Genomic DNA, 14,382 nt, shown 5'->3' with positions numbered 1-14,382 from the left:
GTAGGGCTTTTTTTGTAGTATTTTTTACGAAACGATTTAATACTTGCACAAGCGTGATTCTCTGATACAATAAGAGAAGGAAATTTACCTTAAAGGAGCGAATATAATGGCAAAAGTACACGTAATAGATCACCCGTTAGTTCAACATAAATTAACAATTATCCGCGACAAAGATACAGGGACGAAAGCATTCCGCGAATTAGTCAATGAAGTCGCAACATTAATGGCTTACGAAATCACACGCGACGTCGAGCTAGAAGATACATTTGTTGAAACACCGTTACAAAGAACACCCGCAAAAACAATTGCAGGTAAAAAATTAGGCGTTGTTCCGATCCTCCGCGCTGGACTTGGCATGGCAGACGGAATTCTGACACTTATCCCCGCTGCAAAAGTAGGACATGTGGGACTTTACCGCGATCACGACACATTAGAACCAGTTGAGTATTTCGTGAAATTACCATCTGACGTAGAAGAACGCCTATTTATCGTAGTTGATCCAATGCTTGCAACAGGTGGTTCTGCAATCATGGCTATCGACTGCCTGAAAAAACGCGGTGCTAAAAATATGAAATTCATGTGTTTAGTTGCGGCTCCAGAGGGAATTAAAGCACTACAAGAAGCACATCCAGATGTGGATATTTTCGTCGCTGGCTTGGATGAAAAACTAGACGAACATGGTTACATCATTCCAGGTCTGGGTGATGCTGGTGACCGCTTGTTTGGTACAAAATAAAACAATAGAGACACAAGAACGAGGAAGCACAAGTTTCCTCGTTTTTTCAGAAAGGGTTGGGAACTATGAGTAAAATTAAAGTAATGAGTGTTTTCGGAACACGACCAGAAGCGATAAAAATGGCTCCACTAGTTTTAGAATTTGAGAAGCAAAAAGAGTTTTTCGAGTCTCGCGTAGTCATCACCGCGCAACATCGTGAAATGCTAGATCAGGTGTTGGATATTTTCAACGTGCAGCCGGATGTAGATTTAAATATTATGCAAAAAAAGCAGACGCTAACGGACATCACAACACGCGCGATGCAAGGCTTGAATGAAGTGATTGCAGAGGAAAAACCAGATATCGTTCTTGTTCACGGTGATACGACGACAAGTTTTGCGGCGGCACTAGCTGCTTTCTACAACCAAACGGCTATCGGGCATGTAGAGGCGGGCTTGCGGACATGGAATAAATACTCGCCATTTCCAGAAGAGATGAACCGCCAACTAACGGGTGCCATGGCTGATTTGCATTTTTCACCAACTGCACAATCAAAGCAAAATCTGCTAGACGAAGGCAAGAATCCAGATACCATTTTTGTCACAGGTAATACCGCGATCGATGCGCTGAAAACAACGGTTCAAGAAGACTATCACCATCCAATTTTAGATGGCCTAGGCGATAATCGATTAATCCTAATGACCGCACATCGTCGCGAAAATCTTGGTGCACCAATGCAAGGGATTTTTGAAGCTGTTCGTGAAATTGCAGAGTCGCGCGAAGACGTTGAAATAGTCTACCCAATGCATATGAACCCGGCTGTTCGTGAAAAAGCAACCGCAATTCTTGGCGGGCATCCACGTATCCATCTTATTGAGCCGCTAGACGCAATTGATTTCCATAATTTCTTGAAAAAATCTTATCTTGTATTCACGGATTCCGGCGGTGTACAGGAAGAAGCGCCTGGAATGGGAGTTCCTGTTTTAGTGCTACGCGATACAACCGAGCGCCCAGAAGGTGTGGAAGCTGGTACATTGAAACTCATCGGCACCGCTAAAGAAGATTTGAAAAAAGAAGCCTTCGATTTACTGGATAATAAAGATGCCTATCTAAAAATGGCAAATGCAAGCAATCCTTATGGAGACGGCGAAGCATCTGCGCGAATTTTAGAGGCCATCAAGTTCCATTTCCAAAAAACAACAGAACGCCCATCAGACTATACTGTATAAAAATAACCAGACCATCTCTCGCTTCAAAAAATTCGTGCGAGAGGTGGTCTTTTATTGTCTGTTAATAGTCCGTTTTATTACGCCTAAAAACCTATGAAAAAACAAGAAATCCCAATGGAAGCGCATCATTATTACAGATATATTACGAGACAAGTTTTTGCTAGAGCTTTACAGTAGATTGTGTTAAGATGAACAATGTTATTACAAAAGAGCCTAAGATTTAGCTGTTCATGAAATGCGTAAGGGATAATTGCTGCAAGTCAGCACTGTCTCAATCCCGCCGACGTCCTAGATATCAGGACGTGGACAGAATTGACCCAAGTGTGCTGGGTAATTATAACTTCATATTCAAGTCATACGTGTCTAGCTATTTTTCACTGGAAGGAAGCTTTCGCAACCACGTACCTTGCCGAAAGTCTTTTACCAAATCAGGTGAGAGCTTTTTTTGTATAATTACTTGTGAACTTTCTAACGAACATGGAGGTGTAGCAAAAGATAAACTACTCTGAAAAAAATCCGAACACTACTGGTATTGGTGAAATGTGGATAATTTAAATGATTTTTCAAAAAAATGTTAAAAATCAATTCGCATTATTTCCTTGAAGCAGTGTTATTGTGGTAGAATTGTTACCAAGTAGGTACGGAATTTGTGAAAAGATATTGACTTTTTACTTTTGCCTATTGTATGCTAAAAACTAACGCACTGATAAGGCTTACAGCTGTGTTTAATTTTTTGTTAGCAAATGGGTAATGTGTAAAAAATCACAAACTCCAAGCTTACTTCTGTCTTAAAATCCGAGTCACATTTTACAGACGGGAAGCAAGAAATACCAATAACATTAAGAAAGGACATCTGCCGGAATGTTAGAATCACTAATAGGAATGTATCATCGTCATCAGAAATACATCATTGCTTTTGTTGGTATATGTGTAGCTGGCTGGTTACTAACCCCACATGTACATATTTTTTTGGGGCTGAAACTGGGGATTATTGTAGGTTGGTTTAACTACTGGCTGTTGATGAGACGTACACAAGCCATGACGAAAGCGATTGCCGAGAAGCGAACTTTTTATGGCATGGGCACAACAGCAAGAATGGGAAGCGTTCTACTTGCAACAATCATTGCGACACAAGTACCGGATTTCTTTCACGTTTATAGCATGGTGATTGGTTTGGGCATCGTTTATTCCGTGGTTTTCTTGGATTTTGTTATCTATTCCATCTACCGGAAGAAAAACGCTTAAAAAGAGAGAGGGGTGAACCAAATTGGAAGAGGAATTTCCAATATGGTACTTAGGGAAATTAGCATTTAACTTGTCTAATGTCCTGATGATCACAGTCACATGTGTTATCGTACTTTTTATTGCAATCTTTTGTACGAGAAAGCTACAAATGCGTCCCACAGGAAAACAGAACTTTATTGAATGGGTAATGGACTTTGTTAAAGGCATTATCAACAGTAATATGGACTGGAAAACTGGCGGGAGATTCCACGTATTAGGAATCACGTTGATATTCTTTATCTTCGTAGCCAATATGTTAGGATTGCCAATGCAAATAGCTGTCGGTGGCGAAGTATGGTGGCGTTCACCTACTGCCGATCCGATTGTAACACTAACCTTGGCCGTACTCATTATCGGGTTGACTCATTATTATGGAATCAAACTCAGAGGAGTTAAGCATTACGTTGTTGGAACTTACTTCAGCCCAATGAAATTTTTATTCCCATTGAAGCTAGTAGAAGAATTCGCCAACACATTGACACTCGGTTTGCGTCTATACGGTAACATTTTTGCAGGGGAAGTATTGCTAAGCATTATCGCTTTACAATTAGCACATATTAACCCAGTAGTTGGCGTATTTGCCATTATTCCAGCAGTGGTTTGGCAAGGATTCTCCGTATTTATCGGTGCTATTCAAGCCTACCTATTCACCGTGTTGACAATGGTTTACATGTCGCACAAAGTAAGTGACGAACACTAAGCAACACTCGCCACATCTAAGTCAAGTCAGAGCTATGAGGCAAAACTCATAATCTTTTTATAAACAAAAATAAATTAGAAGATAATTCGAGGAGGATATTTATTATGGGATTAGGTACAATTGCAGCGGCAATCGCCGTAGGTTTAGGAGCTCTAGGAGCAGGTATCGGTAACGGTCTTATCGTATCAAAAACAGTTGAAGGTGTTGCTCGTCAACCAGAAGCACGTTCTATGCTACAAACAATCATGTTCATTGGTGTTGGTTTGGTTGAGGCCCTTCCAATCATCGCTGTTGTTATCGCGTTCATGGTAATGAATAAGTAATTAGAAAACGTGGCGGGACCCACTCGCCATTCCTTTATGTGTCAAAAAACATGAAACGATAAAAAGCGAATGTATGGAAAGGAGTGAATCGAACGTGCTAGGATTTAATATTGCACTAGGTTCAGCCGTTTTTACAGCTGGTGATTCTATTTTTACCGTCGTAGCATTCTGTATTTTGTTAGTCTTAATCCGAATCTTTGCTTGGAAACCTTTGATGAATATCATGAAGGCCCGTGAAGAGCATATCGCATCGGAAATCGACTCTGCAGAAGAAAGTCGTGTACAAGCAGAAGCCCTGTTAGCCGAACAAAAAGAAGTTCTTCAACAAGCTCGTTTGGAATCTCAAACAATGATTGAGAACGCTAAACAACTTGGTGAAAAAGAACGCGAAGAAATCATCAAAGTTGCGCGCGCTGAAAGTGAACGCATTAAAGAAGAAGCCAAAAGCGACATTACTCGCGAAAAAGAAGATGCTATCAAAGCGCTTCGTGAACAAGTCGGCTCCTTGTCTGTCTTAATCGCATCCAAAGTTATTGAAAAGAACTTGGACGAAGAAGCACAAACCGCACTTGTACAAGAGTATATCGGAAAGTTAGGCGATGACAAATGAGCAAAGATTTCGAAGTTGCGAATCGTTACGCCGTAGCACTTTTTGAAGTTGCAAAAGATGAGCAATTGGTCGACCAGTTCGACGCGGAGCTCGCGGTTGTGAAGGAATCAATAGAACAAAATTCTGATTTCGCTACACTAATCGAAAATCCAACGCTCACAGATGATGCTAAGAAAAATATGATCGCAACTGTCTTTAGTGGTTTAACGCCAGTATTACAAGATTTCATTTTTCTGCTAATCGACCGTGGACGCGAGGATTATCTAGTAACTATCATCGATCGCTATCTACAAAAAGTAAAAGACGCTCGTGGCATTGCCGACGCAGACGTATATTCCGTTATCCCGCTTTCAGAGGCAGAGGAAGCAGAATTATCCAAAGCGTTCGCTGCAAAAATGGCTAAAAACGAGTTAAATATTCATAATCATATCGATCCGTCCCTTCTTGGAGGCGTACGGGTAGTTATTGGAAACCGTATCTATGACGGCAGTCTAAAATCTAAACTAAGAGACCTGGAGCGACAAATTAAATTGTAGGCTTTCAGTGTAACAAGGGGTGAATTTGATGAGCATAAAAGCTGAAGAGATTAGTTCTCTCATAAAGCAACAAATTGAAAATTATCAATCGGAGCTAAAAGTTAGCGATGTTGGAACAGTTACCTATATTGGTGATGGTATCGCGCGTGCTCACGGATTAGATAACGCAATGGCTGGAGAGCTTCTCGAGTTCTCAAACGGCGTTATGGGTATGGCTCAAAACTTAGAGACCAATGATGTTGGTATCATTATTTTGGGACCTTATACTGAAATCCGTGAAGGTGATGAAGTTCGTCGTACAGGAAAAATCATGGAAGTTCCAGTTGGCGAAGGCCTTATCGGTCGTGTTGTCAACGCACTTGGTCAACCTGTTGACGGTTTAGGCCCAATTGAATCGAGCGGCACACGCCCAATTGAAGCAATTGCACCGGGCGTTATGCAACGTCAATCCGTTAATGAACCACTTCAAACAGGAATTAAAGCTATCGATGCCCTAGTGCCAATCGGTCGTGGTCAACGTGAGCTAATCATCGGTGACCGCCAAACTGGTAAAACAACCGTTGCTATCGATACAATTCTAAACCAAGCAGACCAAGACATGATTTGTATCTACGTTGCCATTGGTCAAAAAGAATCAACAGTCCGTACAGCAGTTGAAACATTACGTAAACACGGAGCGCTTGATTATACAATCGTTGTAACAGCATCCGCATCTCAACCAGCCCCATTACTATACTTAGCTCCATACGCTGGTGTTGCGATGGGTGAAGAATTCATGTATAACGGCAAACACGTTTTGATTATCTATGATGATTTATCAAAACAAGCTGCTGCTTATCGTGAACTTTCCTTGCTACTTCGTCGTCCTCCAGGTCGTGAAGCATATCCAGGGGATGTATTCTACTTGCATTCTCGTTTACTAGAACGTGCTGCAAAATTAAATGACGCATTAGGTGGCGGTTCAATTACAGCCCTACCGTTTGTAGAAACGCAAGCTGGAGATATCTCTGCTTACATCCCTACGAACGTTATCTCGATAACAGATGGTCAAATTTTCTTGCAATCTGATCTGTTCTTCTCAGGTGTTCGTCCCGCAATCAATGCCGGGTTATCCGTATCCCGTGTTGGTGGATCAGCACAAATCAAAGCCATGAAAAAAGTTGCCGGAACGCTTCGCCTAGATTTAGCATCTTATCGTGAGTTAGAATCTTTCTCACAATTCGGATCTGATCTTGACGCAGCAACACGCGCTAAGCTAGAACGTGGTAAACGTACAGTAGAAGTTCTGAAACAAGATTTACACAAACCACTGAAAGTTGAAAAACAAGTCCTGATTCTATACACATTAGTTCACTCCTTCTTGGATGATATTCCTGTAAAAGATGTGTTGCGTTTCGAAAGCGAAATGAATACGTGGTTCGACCATAATCGTCCAGAATTATTGGAAACGATTCGTACGACGAAATCATTACCAGACGAAGCAGAGTTAGACAGTGCGATTAAAGAATTTAAAAATACATTTGTTCCTTCAGAAGCCTAAACAGTTTTTGATTAACAAACGAAACAAAGGTGGTGAAAATCTTTGGCATCTTTAATAGATATTAAGCAGCGAATCACTTCTACAAAGAAAACCAGTCAAATTACAAAGGCTATGCAAATGGTTTCTGCATCCAAACTGGGTCGTGCAGAAGAAAAAGCAAGAGCCTACGCTCCATACGTAGAAAAAATTCGAGATGTTGTAACCCATGTTGCTTCTGGTAACAGTGCAGACCATCCGATGTTAGTAACACGGGCAGTCCACAGAACCGGCTATATCGTAGTCACTTCGCATAAAGGTCTGGCAGGCGCTTATAACAGTAATGCTATCAAAGAAGTGTACAAACAAATTCAAGAAAAGCATACTTCAAGCGATGAATATGCAATTATCGCATTAGGAAGAGCTGGTGCAGACTTTTTTAAAGCCCGCAGTATGAATGTTGTTTTGGAAGTACCAAGTATTTCGGATCATCCAATCTTTGCTGAGATTAAAGATGTTGCGCGCAATACCGTTCAAATGTTCGAAGATGGCGTTTTCGATGAAGTATTCATCGTCTACAACCACCATGTGAATTCAATTTCTCAATCTATAAAAAATGAAAAATTGTTGCCACTTACAGAGTTCCATGAAAATGAGGTGGAACACGATTTGACGACATATGAATTTGAGCCTTCAGAAGGTGAGATTTTAGAGGTATTGTTACCGCAATATGTTGAAAGTTTGATTTTCGGTGCTATTTTGGATGCTAAAGCCGCGGAACATGCTGCTCGTATGACAGCCATGAGAAGCGCGACTGACAATGCAACCGATATTATTGACGACCTATCATTACAATATAACCGTGCTCGCCAAGCTGCGATTACACAAGAAATAACAGAAATCATTGGTGGCGTAGCGGCTCTTGAATAAAATTTTGAGAGTCCACGCACCTTTAAAGTTCCCGATTAGGGAAAGCAAGTGAGGAGGAAAATCGCATGACTGAAGGACGAATAATCCAAGTTATGGGTCCCGTTGTAGATGTAAAGTTCGATAATCACTTACCTGAAATCTACAGCGCGCTTAAAGTTGAACATAAAGCACTATCCGAAGAGGAAAAAAGTGTGGAACTTACGCTTGAAGTAGCTATCCATTTAGGCGACAATGTCGTTCGTACCATTGCGATGGCTTCAACAGACGGAGTTCAAAGAGGCATGACAGTTATTGACACTGAAAGCCCAATCACAGTTCCAGTTGGAAATATTACTCTTGGACGTGTGTTCAACGTACTTGGAGAAACAATTGATTTAGATGAGCCGATCGCAAGTGACGTTCAACGCAATAAAATTCACCGTCTAGCACCAACATTTGATGAACTTTCTACTACAACTGAAATCTTGGAAACAGGAATTAAAGTAGTAGACCTTTTAGCCCCTTACGTTAAAGGCGGTAAAATTGGTTTGTTCGGTGGTGCCGGTGTTGGTAAAACAGTACTTATTCAAGAGCTCATTCATAATATTGCCCAAGAACATGGTGGTATTTCGGTATTTGCCGGCGTAGGTGAACGTACTCGTGAAGGTAATGACCTTTACTTTGAAATGAAAGACTCAGGCGTTATTGAAAAAACAGCCATGGTATTCGGACAAATGAATGAGCCACCAGGTGCGCGTATGCGTGTTGCCTTGACTGGTTTGACAATTGCGGAATATTTCCGTGATGTTGAACATCAAGATGTGCTACTATTCATCGATAACATTTTCCGATTCACACAAGCTGGTTCAGAGGTTTCTGCCTTACTAGGTCGTATGCCATCTGCTGTAGGTTACCAACCAACATTGGCAACTGAAATGGGACAATTGCAAGAGCGTATCACATCCACAAACGTTGGATCTGTTACATCTATCCAAGCAATCTATGTTCCGGCCGATGATTATACCGATCCAGCACCAGCAACAACATTCGCCCATTTAGATGCAACAACGAACTTGGAGCGTAAATTAACAGAACAAGGTATTTACCCCGCGGTAGATCCACTTGCGTCAACGTCACGTGCCCTTGCTCCGGATATTGTTGGAGAAGATCATTATGAAGTTGCAACACAAGTACAGCAATTATTACAACGCTACAAAGAATTACAAGATATCATTGCGATTCTAGGTATGGATGAATTGTCTGATGAAGATAAACAAGCCGTTGGACGTGCTCGTCGCGTACAATTCTTCTTGAGTCAAAACTTCCACGTTGCCGAGCAATTTACTGGTCAAAAAGGTTCTTATGTACCAGTAAAAGAGACGGTAAAAGGTTTCCAAGATATTCTTGCAGGTAAATACGATCACCTTCCAGAAGATGCATTCCGTTCATTGGGACGCATTGAAGAAGTTATCGAAAAAGCCAAAAGCATGGGCGTTGAAGTTTAATAAAAACAGGAGGAGATACACATGGGCATTTTAAATGTAAGTATTGTTACTCCAGATGGTCCTGTTTTCAGCGGTGAAGCGAGCATGGTTATCGCAAGAACAAAAGCCGGCGAATTAGGCATTTTACCTGGCCATGTTCCTTTAGTAGCCCCTCTCAAAATTGATGTGGTGCGTTTAAAGCATGATGGCAAAGAAGAGTGGGTTGCAGTAAATGGTGGATTTATGGAAGTAAATGGTGAAGAAGTGAATATATTGGCAGACACAGCTGAACGAGAAGAAGAGATCGATATCGTTCGTGCAGAAGCTGCTAGACAGCGTGCAGAAGATGAGCTACGAGAGGCGAAGAGCAAACAAGTCGATGAATTAAAAGCGGAAGTGGCTCTTCAAAAAGCAGTAAATCGGATCCACGCCTACAACAAAAAGTGAGGCAGAATGAGTTTGGAGTTGACCATTTTAGAATGGGTACAGCTCCAAGCTCATTTACTACATTCTCTAAAGATAAAGAAGCAAAGCATATAAAATTGTTATTCAGTGAAAATACTGGTAGAATGGTAGAGGCTGATAAAATTTTTGGAGGTAATAGATGTATACAGTTATTGGACAACAAGCAATTATCGTCATGGTTTCACACTTACTTTTCATTGTTATTGCCTTTTGGGCACTTCAAGCACTCCACTTTGAAAAGCTAATACGTCGCGACCATGTGATACAAGCGAGAGTGCTATATCTCATTATTGCTGTAGCTTTAGGAGTTACAATTAGTAATTTCTTTTTAGATTACTTTATTTCAGCAAGGCAACTAGGCAATTTATTCGGCAATTGATTGGAAAAGCTTATACATGTTCGAACTTGATATAACTCTTTTAAAATTAGTGTTGAAATGTAGTAAGCATTAATGGTAAAATGTTCAGAGTATGAGTAAAGATAAGAATACATTTCAGGATTAATTTTAAGTGATGTATATCAAATATGAATAGAGTAATTAATACGCGGAGGGGTTCGTTTTGGAAAAAATTATTGTCCGTGGTGGGAATAAATTAGAGGGAACAGTGAAAGTAGAAGGTGCCAAAAATGCTGTTTTACCTGTTATAGCCGCTACCTTATTAGCTAGCAAAGGAACAAGCACGTTAAGAAATGTACCACGTCTATCTGATGTCTACACAATTAACGAAGTACTAAAATATCTAAAAGCAGATGTATCTTTTGAAGATGACGTTGTTACTGTTAATGCCACAGGAGATATCTTATCAGATACGCCGTTTGAATATGTTCGCAAGATGCGTGCTTCTATCGTCGTTATGGGACCACTTCTAGCTCGTACAGGTTCAGCGCGTGTAGCACTACCAGGTGGTTGTGCTATAGGTTCACGCCCAGTTGATTTACATTTAAAAGGGTTCGAGGCAATGGGTGCCAATGTAAGAATTGAAAATGGCTATATTGAAGCAACGGCTGAAAAATTAGTAGGAGCTAAAATATATTTGGATTTTCCAAGTGTAGGAGCAACTCAAAATATTATGATGGCTGCTACATTAGCTGAAGGTACAACGGTTATTGAGAACGTAGCAAGAGAGCCTGAAATTGTTGATTTAGCTAATTTCTTAAACCAAATGGGTGCTCGAGTTATTGGTGCGGGTACAGAAGTGATTCGTATTGAGGGTGTTAAAGAGCTTACTGCAACAGACCATTCTATCATTCCAGATCGAATTGAAGCTGGTACATTTATGATTGCAGCGGCAATTACTGAAGGAAATGTGTTTATTGAAGATATGGTACCAGAACACATCAGTTCGCTTATTGCAAAGCTAGAAGAGATGGGTGTTAAAATCGTCGAAGAAAATAATGGTGTTCGAGTTATTGGACCTAAAAATCTGAAGGCTGTTGATGTGAAGACCTTACCTCATCCAGGGTTCCCGACAGATATGCAATCTCAAATGATGGTTATTCAAATGTTGAGCACAGGTACAAGCGTTATGACAGAAACGGTTTTCGAAAATCGATTTATGCATGTTGAAGAAATGCGCAGAATGAATGCAAATATGAAAATTGAAGGCCATTCTGTTATCATTTCTGGCCCAGCTAAATTGCAAGGTGCAGAAGTAGCTGCAACCGATTTGCGCGCAGCAGCAGCGTTAGTTCTAGCTGGTTTAGTTGCTGATGGATATACACAGGTGACTGAACTTAAATATTTAGACCGGGGCTATCATAATTTCCACATTAAATTGAAAGCTTTAGGCGCGGATATTGAACGTGTACCGAATTCTGAAAAAGTTAATTTAAAGGAAACAACGAAATAAATAAACGGACTAGGTCGTAACTGATCTAGTTTTTTTATTTGTCAAAAATATTTTCTTACTTACAACTAGTGAAAAGATATATATGTTAAAAGAAATATGCTATAATGCAAAAGAGGTAGTATGAGGCAATACATATGAAACAACACAGAAAGGGGTCATTATAAACTATGGCAAAAGATGTTGGGATAGATTTGGGTACTGCAAATGTTCTTATTCATGTAAAAGGAAAGGGTATTGTATTAAATGAACCATCTGTTGTAGCAATCAATAACATTACAAATGAAGTTTTGGCGGTAGGTACAGAAGCACGTAATATGGTAGGAAGAACTCCAGGAAATATAACTGCAATTAAGCCTATGAAAGATGGTGTGATTGCTGATTTCGATATTGTTCAAGAAATGCTACGTATTTTCCTACAAAAGCTAGATTTAAAAGGATTCTTCTCTAAACCAAGAGTTTTAATTTGTTGTCCAACGAATATAACTTCCGTAGAACAAAAAGCTATACGGCAAGCAGCGGAGCAAAGTGGTGGGAAACAAGTATTTATGGAAGAAGAGCCGAAAGTAGCGGCAATCGGCGCAGGTATGGATATTTTTCAACCAAGCGGAAATATGGTTATTGATATAGGTGGCGGTACGACAGATATTGCGGTTCTATCCATGGGCGATATTGTTACTAGTAAATCAGTGAAACTCGCAGGGAATCAACTGGATGGTGACATTTTACAATATATTAAGCGCCAGTATAATCTTTTAATAGGTGAGAGAACATCTGAAGAACTAAAAATTAATGTTGCAACTGCTTCAATCGGAGCACGAAAAGAATCAATGGATATCCGAGGACGAGATTTAGTAACTGGTCTACCTAAAACTGTAACAGTAACCAGTGAGGAAATTGAGTTAGCTTTAAGAGAATCTGTGCATGTTATTGTTCAAGCTGCAAAGCAAGTATTAGAACAAACACCACCAGAGCTTTCAGCAGACATTATTGATCGTGGGATTATCATGACGGGCGGAGGAGCTTTGCTACACGGCTTAGATGAACTACTAGCTGAAGAATTAAAGGTCCCTGTCTTGCTTGCTGAAAATCCTTTAGATGCAGTTGCTATTGGAACAGGAATACTCTTGGAAAATACGTCACGTGCTAAGAAAAACTTGCTTTAGAAAAAAATTGAGGTGATGGTTTGTCTCTTAGAGTAGAACTTGTTGACCAGTCAAATTGGGAAGATATTATTAATCTGACCGTAGATTCCAACCAAGTAAGCTTTATTGAATCAAATGCCTGCTCCATTATAGAGTCGCATTATACAGCTGGCTGGTATCCGCTAGGCTTGTACTCTGAAGAAGCGTTAGTTGGCTTTGCGATGTACGGTTGTTATGAGAACGATTCTGTTTGGTTAGATCGTTTCATGATAGATGAAAGATATCAAGGGCAAGGATTCGGTCACAGTTTTTTAGTTTACTTATTGGAACATCTACAGACTCAATTTAAAATCAAAAAAATATTATTAAGCTTTACGCCAGAAAACACATACGCTAGAATATTTTATGAAAGACATGGTTTTTTTAATACAAATGAAGTAGATTCAAAGGGTGAATTAATCTTCATGTACAATTGTTCGGAGGTATATAATGTTAGATATTAGTGAAATTAAAAAGATATTACCGCATCGCTACCCATTTTTATTGGTGGATAGAGTAATAGAGCTAGAAAATAAGAAAGTAGTAGCAATTAAAAACGTTACAGCGAATGAAGAGTTTTTTAATGGACATTTCCCGGACTATCCTGTTATGCCAGGAGTCCTAATTGTAGAGGCTTTGGCTCAGGCAAGTGGAATTGCTATGATGCAAGTAGCAGGTAATGAAGGGAAAATTGGCTTATTTGCAGGTATTGATGGATGTAGATTCAAGCGTCAGGTTATTCCTGGGGACCAATTACGTTTAGAAGCTGAGATTCTTCGCTTACGTGGGTCTATTGCTAAAGCGCATGTGAGAGCAACAGTTGAAGGAGAACTAGTTTGTGAGGCAGATATAATGTTTGCTTTAACAGATGTAGTTAAATAAGAGAAGATAAGCCGCGATATTGCATTGCGGTTTTTTCTATGGAGTTATCGATAGGCTGAGTTATAGAATAGCAGACTATAGCTACGAAATAAAGAGCAGTAAAATATATCTTAACTTTGAATTTCTTTTTTTGAGTATGGTTTGGAGAGAGAGTTTCTGTTTTTCGTCTAAAAGAAAAACCTATTTTTAGCTGTGTCAAAGTACAGAAAAAATTTTTTTATGGATTTTACAGATAGGAGGTTGGGAGGTATGCTAGTGGGACTAAAAAAGAAAAGAGTGATAATATGATTAATCAGGTAACGCTAGTTGGCAGATTGACTGAGGATCCAGAAATGCGTTTTACATCAGAAGAAAAGGCGGTTGTGAATGTTACCGTAGCTTTAAATCGATTTGGGAGAGGTAGTAGACTAGATAATGAGGCTGATTTTATTCCTTGTGTAATATGGGGAAAACAAGCAGAGAATACAGCGGAGTATTGCCGGAAAGGAACTTTAGTCGGGATAAATGGAGAGTTACAGACTAGAAATTATGTTAACAGAGAAGAAAAGAAGGTATACGTTACTGAAGTATTGGTAGATAAGATACGTTTTTTGAGTAAAAATAAGGAGCAGAAAGTAGACGATATTGAAGTGGTGGTAGAAGAAAGCAATTAAAACGCAGATAATAATTGTAATCTCCTGTTATATTATACGTGGATA

The 14,382-nt window shown here is 39.8% G+C and carries 16 protein-coding genes and 1 pseudogene; all 17 read left to right on the top strand.

Going from position 1 to position 14,382, the window contains the following annotated elements; genetic code table 11:
- The first annotated feature begins 106 nt into the window (after positions 1-106).
- The 17 genes and pseudogenes from upp to HCJ66_RS06105 all read left to right on the top strand — a co-directional run bounded on the left by upp (position 107) and on the right by HCJ66_RS06105 (position 14,337).
- Entirely contained in the window at positions 107-736 is a 630-nt protein-coding gene (gene upp, locus HCJ66_RS06185) for a uracil phosphoribosyltransferase (protein WP_036089667.1), read from the top strand.
- A gap of 65 nt (positions 737-801) precedes the next feature.
- Positions 802-1,944 (top strand): non-hydrolyzing UDP-N-acetylglucosamine 2-epimerase, encoded by a 1,143-nt coding sequence (gene wecB / locus HCJ66_RS06180; protein ID WP_187132333.1) that lies wholly within the window; start codon positions 802-804, stop codon positions 1,942-1,944.
- Between the two features lie 861 nt (positions 1,945-2,805).
- A pseudogene (locus tag HCJ66_RS06175) lies at positions 2,806-3,205 on the top strand (ATP synthase subunit I).
- A gap of 6 nt (positions 3,206-3,211) precedes the next feature.
- On the top strand, positions 3,212-3,928 hold the full coding sequence (gene atpB, locus HCJ66_RS06170; protein WP_181677951.1) for a F0F1 ATP synthase subunit A: 717 nt from the start codon (positions 3,212-3,214) through the stop codon (positions 3,926-3,928).
- A gap of 104 nt (positions 3,929-4,032) precedes the next feature.
- Positions 4,033-4,251, top strand: a complete 219-nt coding sequence (gene atpE / locus HCJ66_RS06165; RefSeq protein ID WP_036059642.1) for a F0F1 ATP synthase subunit C — start codon at positions 4,033-4,035, stop codon at positions 4,249-4,251.
- A 73-nt stretch (positions 4,252-4,324) separates the two neighbouring features.
- Positions 4,325-4,861, top strand: coding sequence for a F0F1 ATP synthase subunit B (atpF, locus tag HCJ66_RS06160; RefSeq protein ID WP_222717419.1), 537 nt, complete (start codon positions 4,325-4,327; stop codon positions 4,859-4,861).
- Complete coding sequence (locus HCJ66_RS06155; RefSeq protein ID WP_187132331.1) at positions 4,858-5,397, top strand: F0F1 ATP synthase subunit delta; 540 nt, start codon at positions 4,858-4,860, stop codon at positions 5,395-5,397. Before atpF ends, HCJ66_RS06155 begins: the two co-directional genes overlap by 4 nt.
- Before the next feature lie 28 nt (positions 5,398-5,425).
- Positions 5,426-6,937 carry a F0F1 ATP synthase subunit alpha gene (gene atpA / locus HCJ66_RS06150; RefSeq protein ID WP_187132330.1) on the top strand — a complete coding sequence of 504 codons (1,512 nt, stop codon included), beginning with the start codon at positions 5,426-5,428 and terminating at the stop codon, positions 6,935-6,937.
- 42 nt (positions 6,938-6,979) lie between these two features.
- Entirely contained in the window at positions 6,980-7,843 is an 864-nt protein-coding gene (locus HCJ66_RS06145; RefSeq protein ID WP_187132329.1) for a F0F1 ATP synthase subunit gamma, read from the top strand.
- A gap of 65 nt (positions 7,844-7,908) precedes the next feature.
- Positions 7,909-9,327 carry a F0F1 ATP synthase subunit beta gene (gene atpD / locus HCJ66_RS06140; RefSeq protein WP_181677948.1) on the top strand — a complete coding sequence of 473 codons (1,419 nt, stop codon included), beginning with the start codon at positions 7,909-7,911 and terminating at the stop codon, positions 9,325-9,327.
- A 21-nt stretch (positions 9,328-9,348) separates the two neighbouring features.
- On the top strand, positions 9,349-9,753 hold the full coding sequence (locus HCJ66_RS06135) for a F0F1 ATP synthase subunit epsilon (RefSeq protein ID WP_181677947.1): 405 nt from the start codon (positions 9,349-9,351) through the stop codon (positions 9,751-9,753).
- A gap of 157 nt (positions 9,754-9,910) precedes the next feature.
- Entirely contained in the window at positions 9,911-10,150 is a 240-nt protein-coding gene (locus tag HCJ66_RS06130) for a DUF1146 family protein (protein WP_181677946.1), read from the top strand.
- 181 nt (positions 10,151-10,331) lie between these two features.
- Positions 10,332-11,621 carry a UDP-N-acetylglucosamine 1-carboxyvinyltransferase gene (gene murA, locus HCJ66_RS06125; protein WP_187132328.1) on the top strand — a complete coding sequence of 430 codons (1,290 nt, stop codon included), beginning with the start codon at positions 10,332-10,334 and terminating at the stop codon, positions 11,619-11,621.
- A gap of 167 nt (positions 11,622-11,788) precedes the next feature.
- Positions 11,789-12,784 carry a rod shape-determining protein gene (gene mreB / locus HCJ66_RS06120; RefSeq protein ID WP_181677944.1) on the top strand — a complete coding sequence of 332 codons (996 nt, stop codon included), beginning with the start codon at positions 11,789-11,791 and terminating at the stop codon, positions 12,782-12,784.
- 20 nt (positions 12,785-12,804) lie between these two features.
- On the top strand, positions 12,805-13,266 hold the full coding sequence (locus HCJ66_RS06115; protein ID WP_187132327.1) for a GNAT family N-acetyltransferase: 462 nt from the start codon (positions 12,805-12,807) through the stop codon (positions 13,264-13,266).
- Positions 13,253-13,684 carry a 3-hydroxyacyl-ACP dehydratase FabZ gene (gene fabZ / locus HCJ66_RS06110; RefSeq protein WP_187132326.1) on the top strand — a complete coding sequence of 144 codons (432 nt, stop codon included), beginning with the start codon at positions 13,253-13,255 and terminating at the stop codon, positions 13,682-13,684. Before HCJ66_RS06115 ends, fabZ begins: the two co-directional genes overlap by 14 nt.
- 284 nt (positions 13,685-13,968) lie before the next feature.
- Positions 13,969-14,337 carry a single-stranded DNA-binding protein gene (locus HCJ66_RS06105; protein WP_187132325.1) on the top strand — a complete coding sequence of 123 codons (369 nt, stop codon included), beginning with the start codon at positions 13,969-13,971 and terminating at the stop codon, positions 14,335-14,337.
- Positions 14,338-14,382: the final 45 nt, after the last annotated feature.

The organism is Paenilisteria portnoyi (assembly GCF_014322795.1).
GTDB classification, from domain to species: Bacteria; Bacillota; Bacilli; order Lactobacillales; family Listeriaceae; genus Listeria_A; species Listeria_A portnoyi.
The sequence above is the reverse complement of the archived record's forward strand: the minus strand, read 5'-3'. Positions and strand labels throughout refer to the sequence as shown.

What these genes read in the sequence shown, in the direction of transcription:
- HCJ66_RS06155 (WP_187132331.1), top strand. Translation starts at nt 4,858, where the DNA reads ATGAGCAAAGATTTCGAAGTTGCGAATCGTTACGCCGTAGCACTTTTT.
- HCJ66_RS06105 (WP_187132325.1), top strand. Translation starts at nt 13,969, where the DNA reads ATGATTAATCAGGTAACGCTAGTTGGCAGATTGACTGAGGATCCAGAA.
- HCJ66_RS06130 (WP_181677946.1), top strand. Translation starts at nt 9,911, where the DNA reads ATGTATACAGTTATTGGACAACAAGCAATTATCGTCATGGTTTCACAC.
- upp (WP_036089667.1), top strand. Translation starts at nt 107, where the DNA reads ATGGCAAAAGTACACGTAATAGATCACCCGTTAGTTCAACATAAATTA.
- HCJ66_RS06135 (WP_181677947.1), top strand. Translation starts at nt 9,349, where the DNA reads ATGGGCATTTTAAATGTAAGTATTGTTACTCCAGATGGTCCTGTTTTC.
- atpD (WP_181677948.1), top strand. Translation starts at nt 7,909, where the DNA reads ATGACTGAAGGACGAATAATCCAAGTTATGGGTCCCGTTGTAGATGTA.
- atpF (WP_222717419.1), top strand. Translation starts at nt 4,325, where the DNA reads ATGGAAAGGAGTGAATCGAACGTGCTAGGATTTAATATTGCACTAGGT.
- wecB (WP_187132333.1), top strand. Translation starts at nt 802, where the DNA reads ATGAGTAAAATTAAAGTAATGAGTGTTTTCGGAACACGACCAGAAGCG.
- atpE (WP_036059642.1), top strand. Translation starts at nt 4,033, where the DNA reads ATGGGATTAGGTACAATTGCAGCGGCAATCGCCGTAGGTTTAGGAGCT.
- fabZ (WP_187132326.1), top strand. Translation starts at nt 13,253, where the DNA reads ATGTTAGATATTAGTGAAATTAAAAAGATATTACCGCATCGCTACCCA.
- mreB (WP_181677944.1), top strand. Translation starts at nt 11,789, where the DNA reads ATGGCAAAAGATGTTGGGATAGATTTGGGTACTGCAAATGTTCTTATT.
- atpA (WP_187132330.1), top strand. Translation starts at nt 5,426, where the DNA reads ATGAGCATAAAAGCTGAAGAGATTAGTTCTCTCATAAAGCAACAAATT.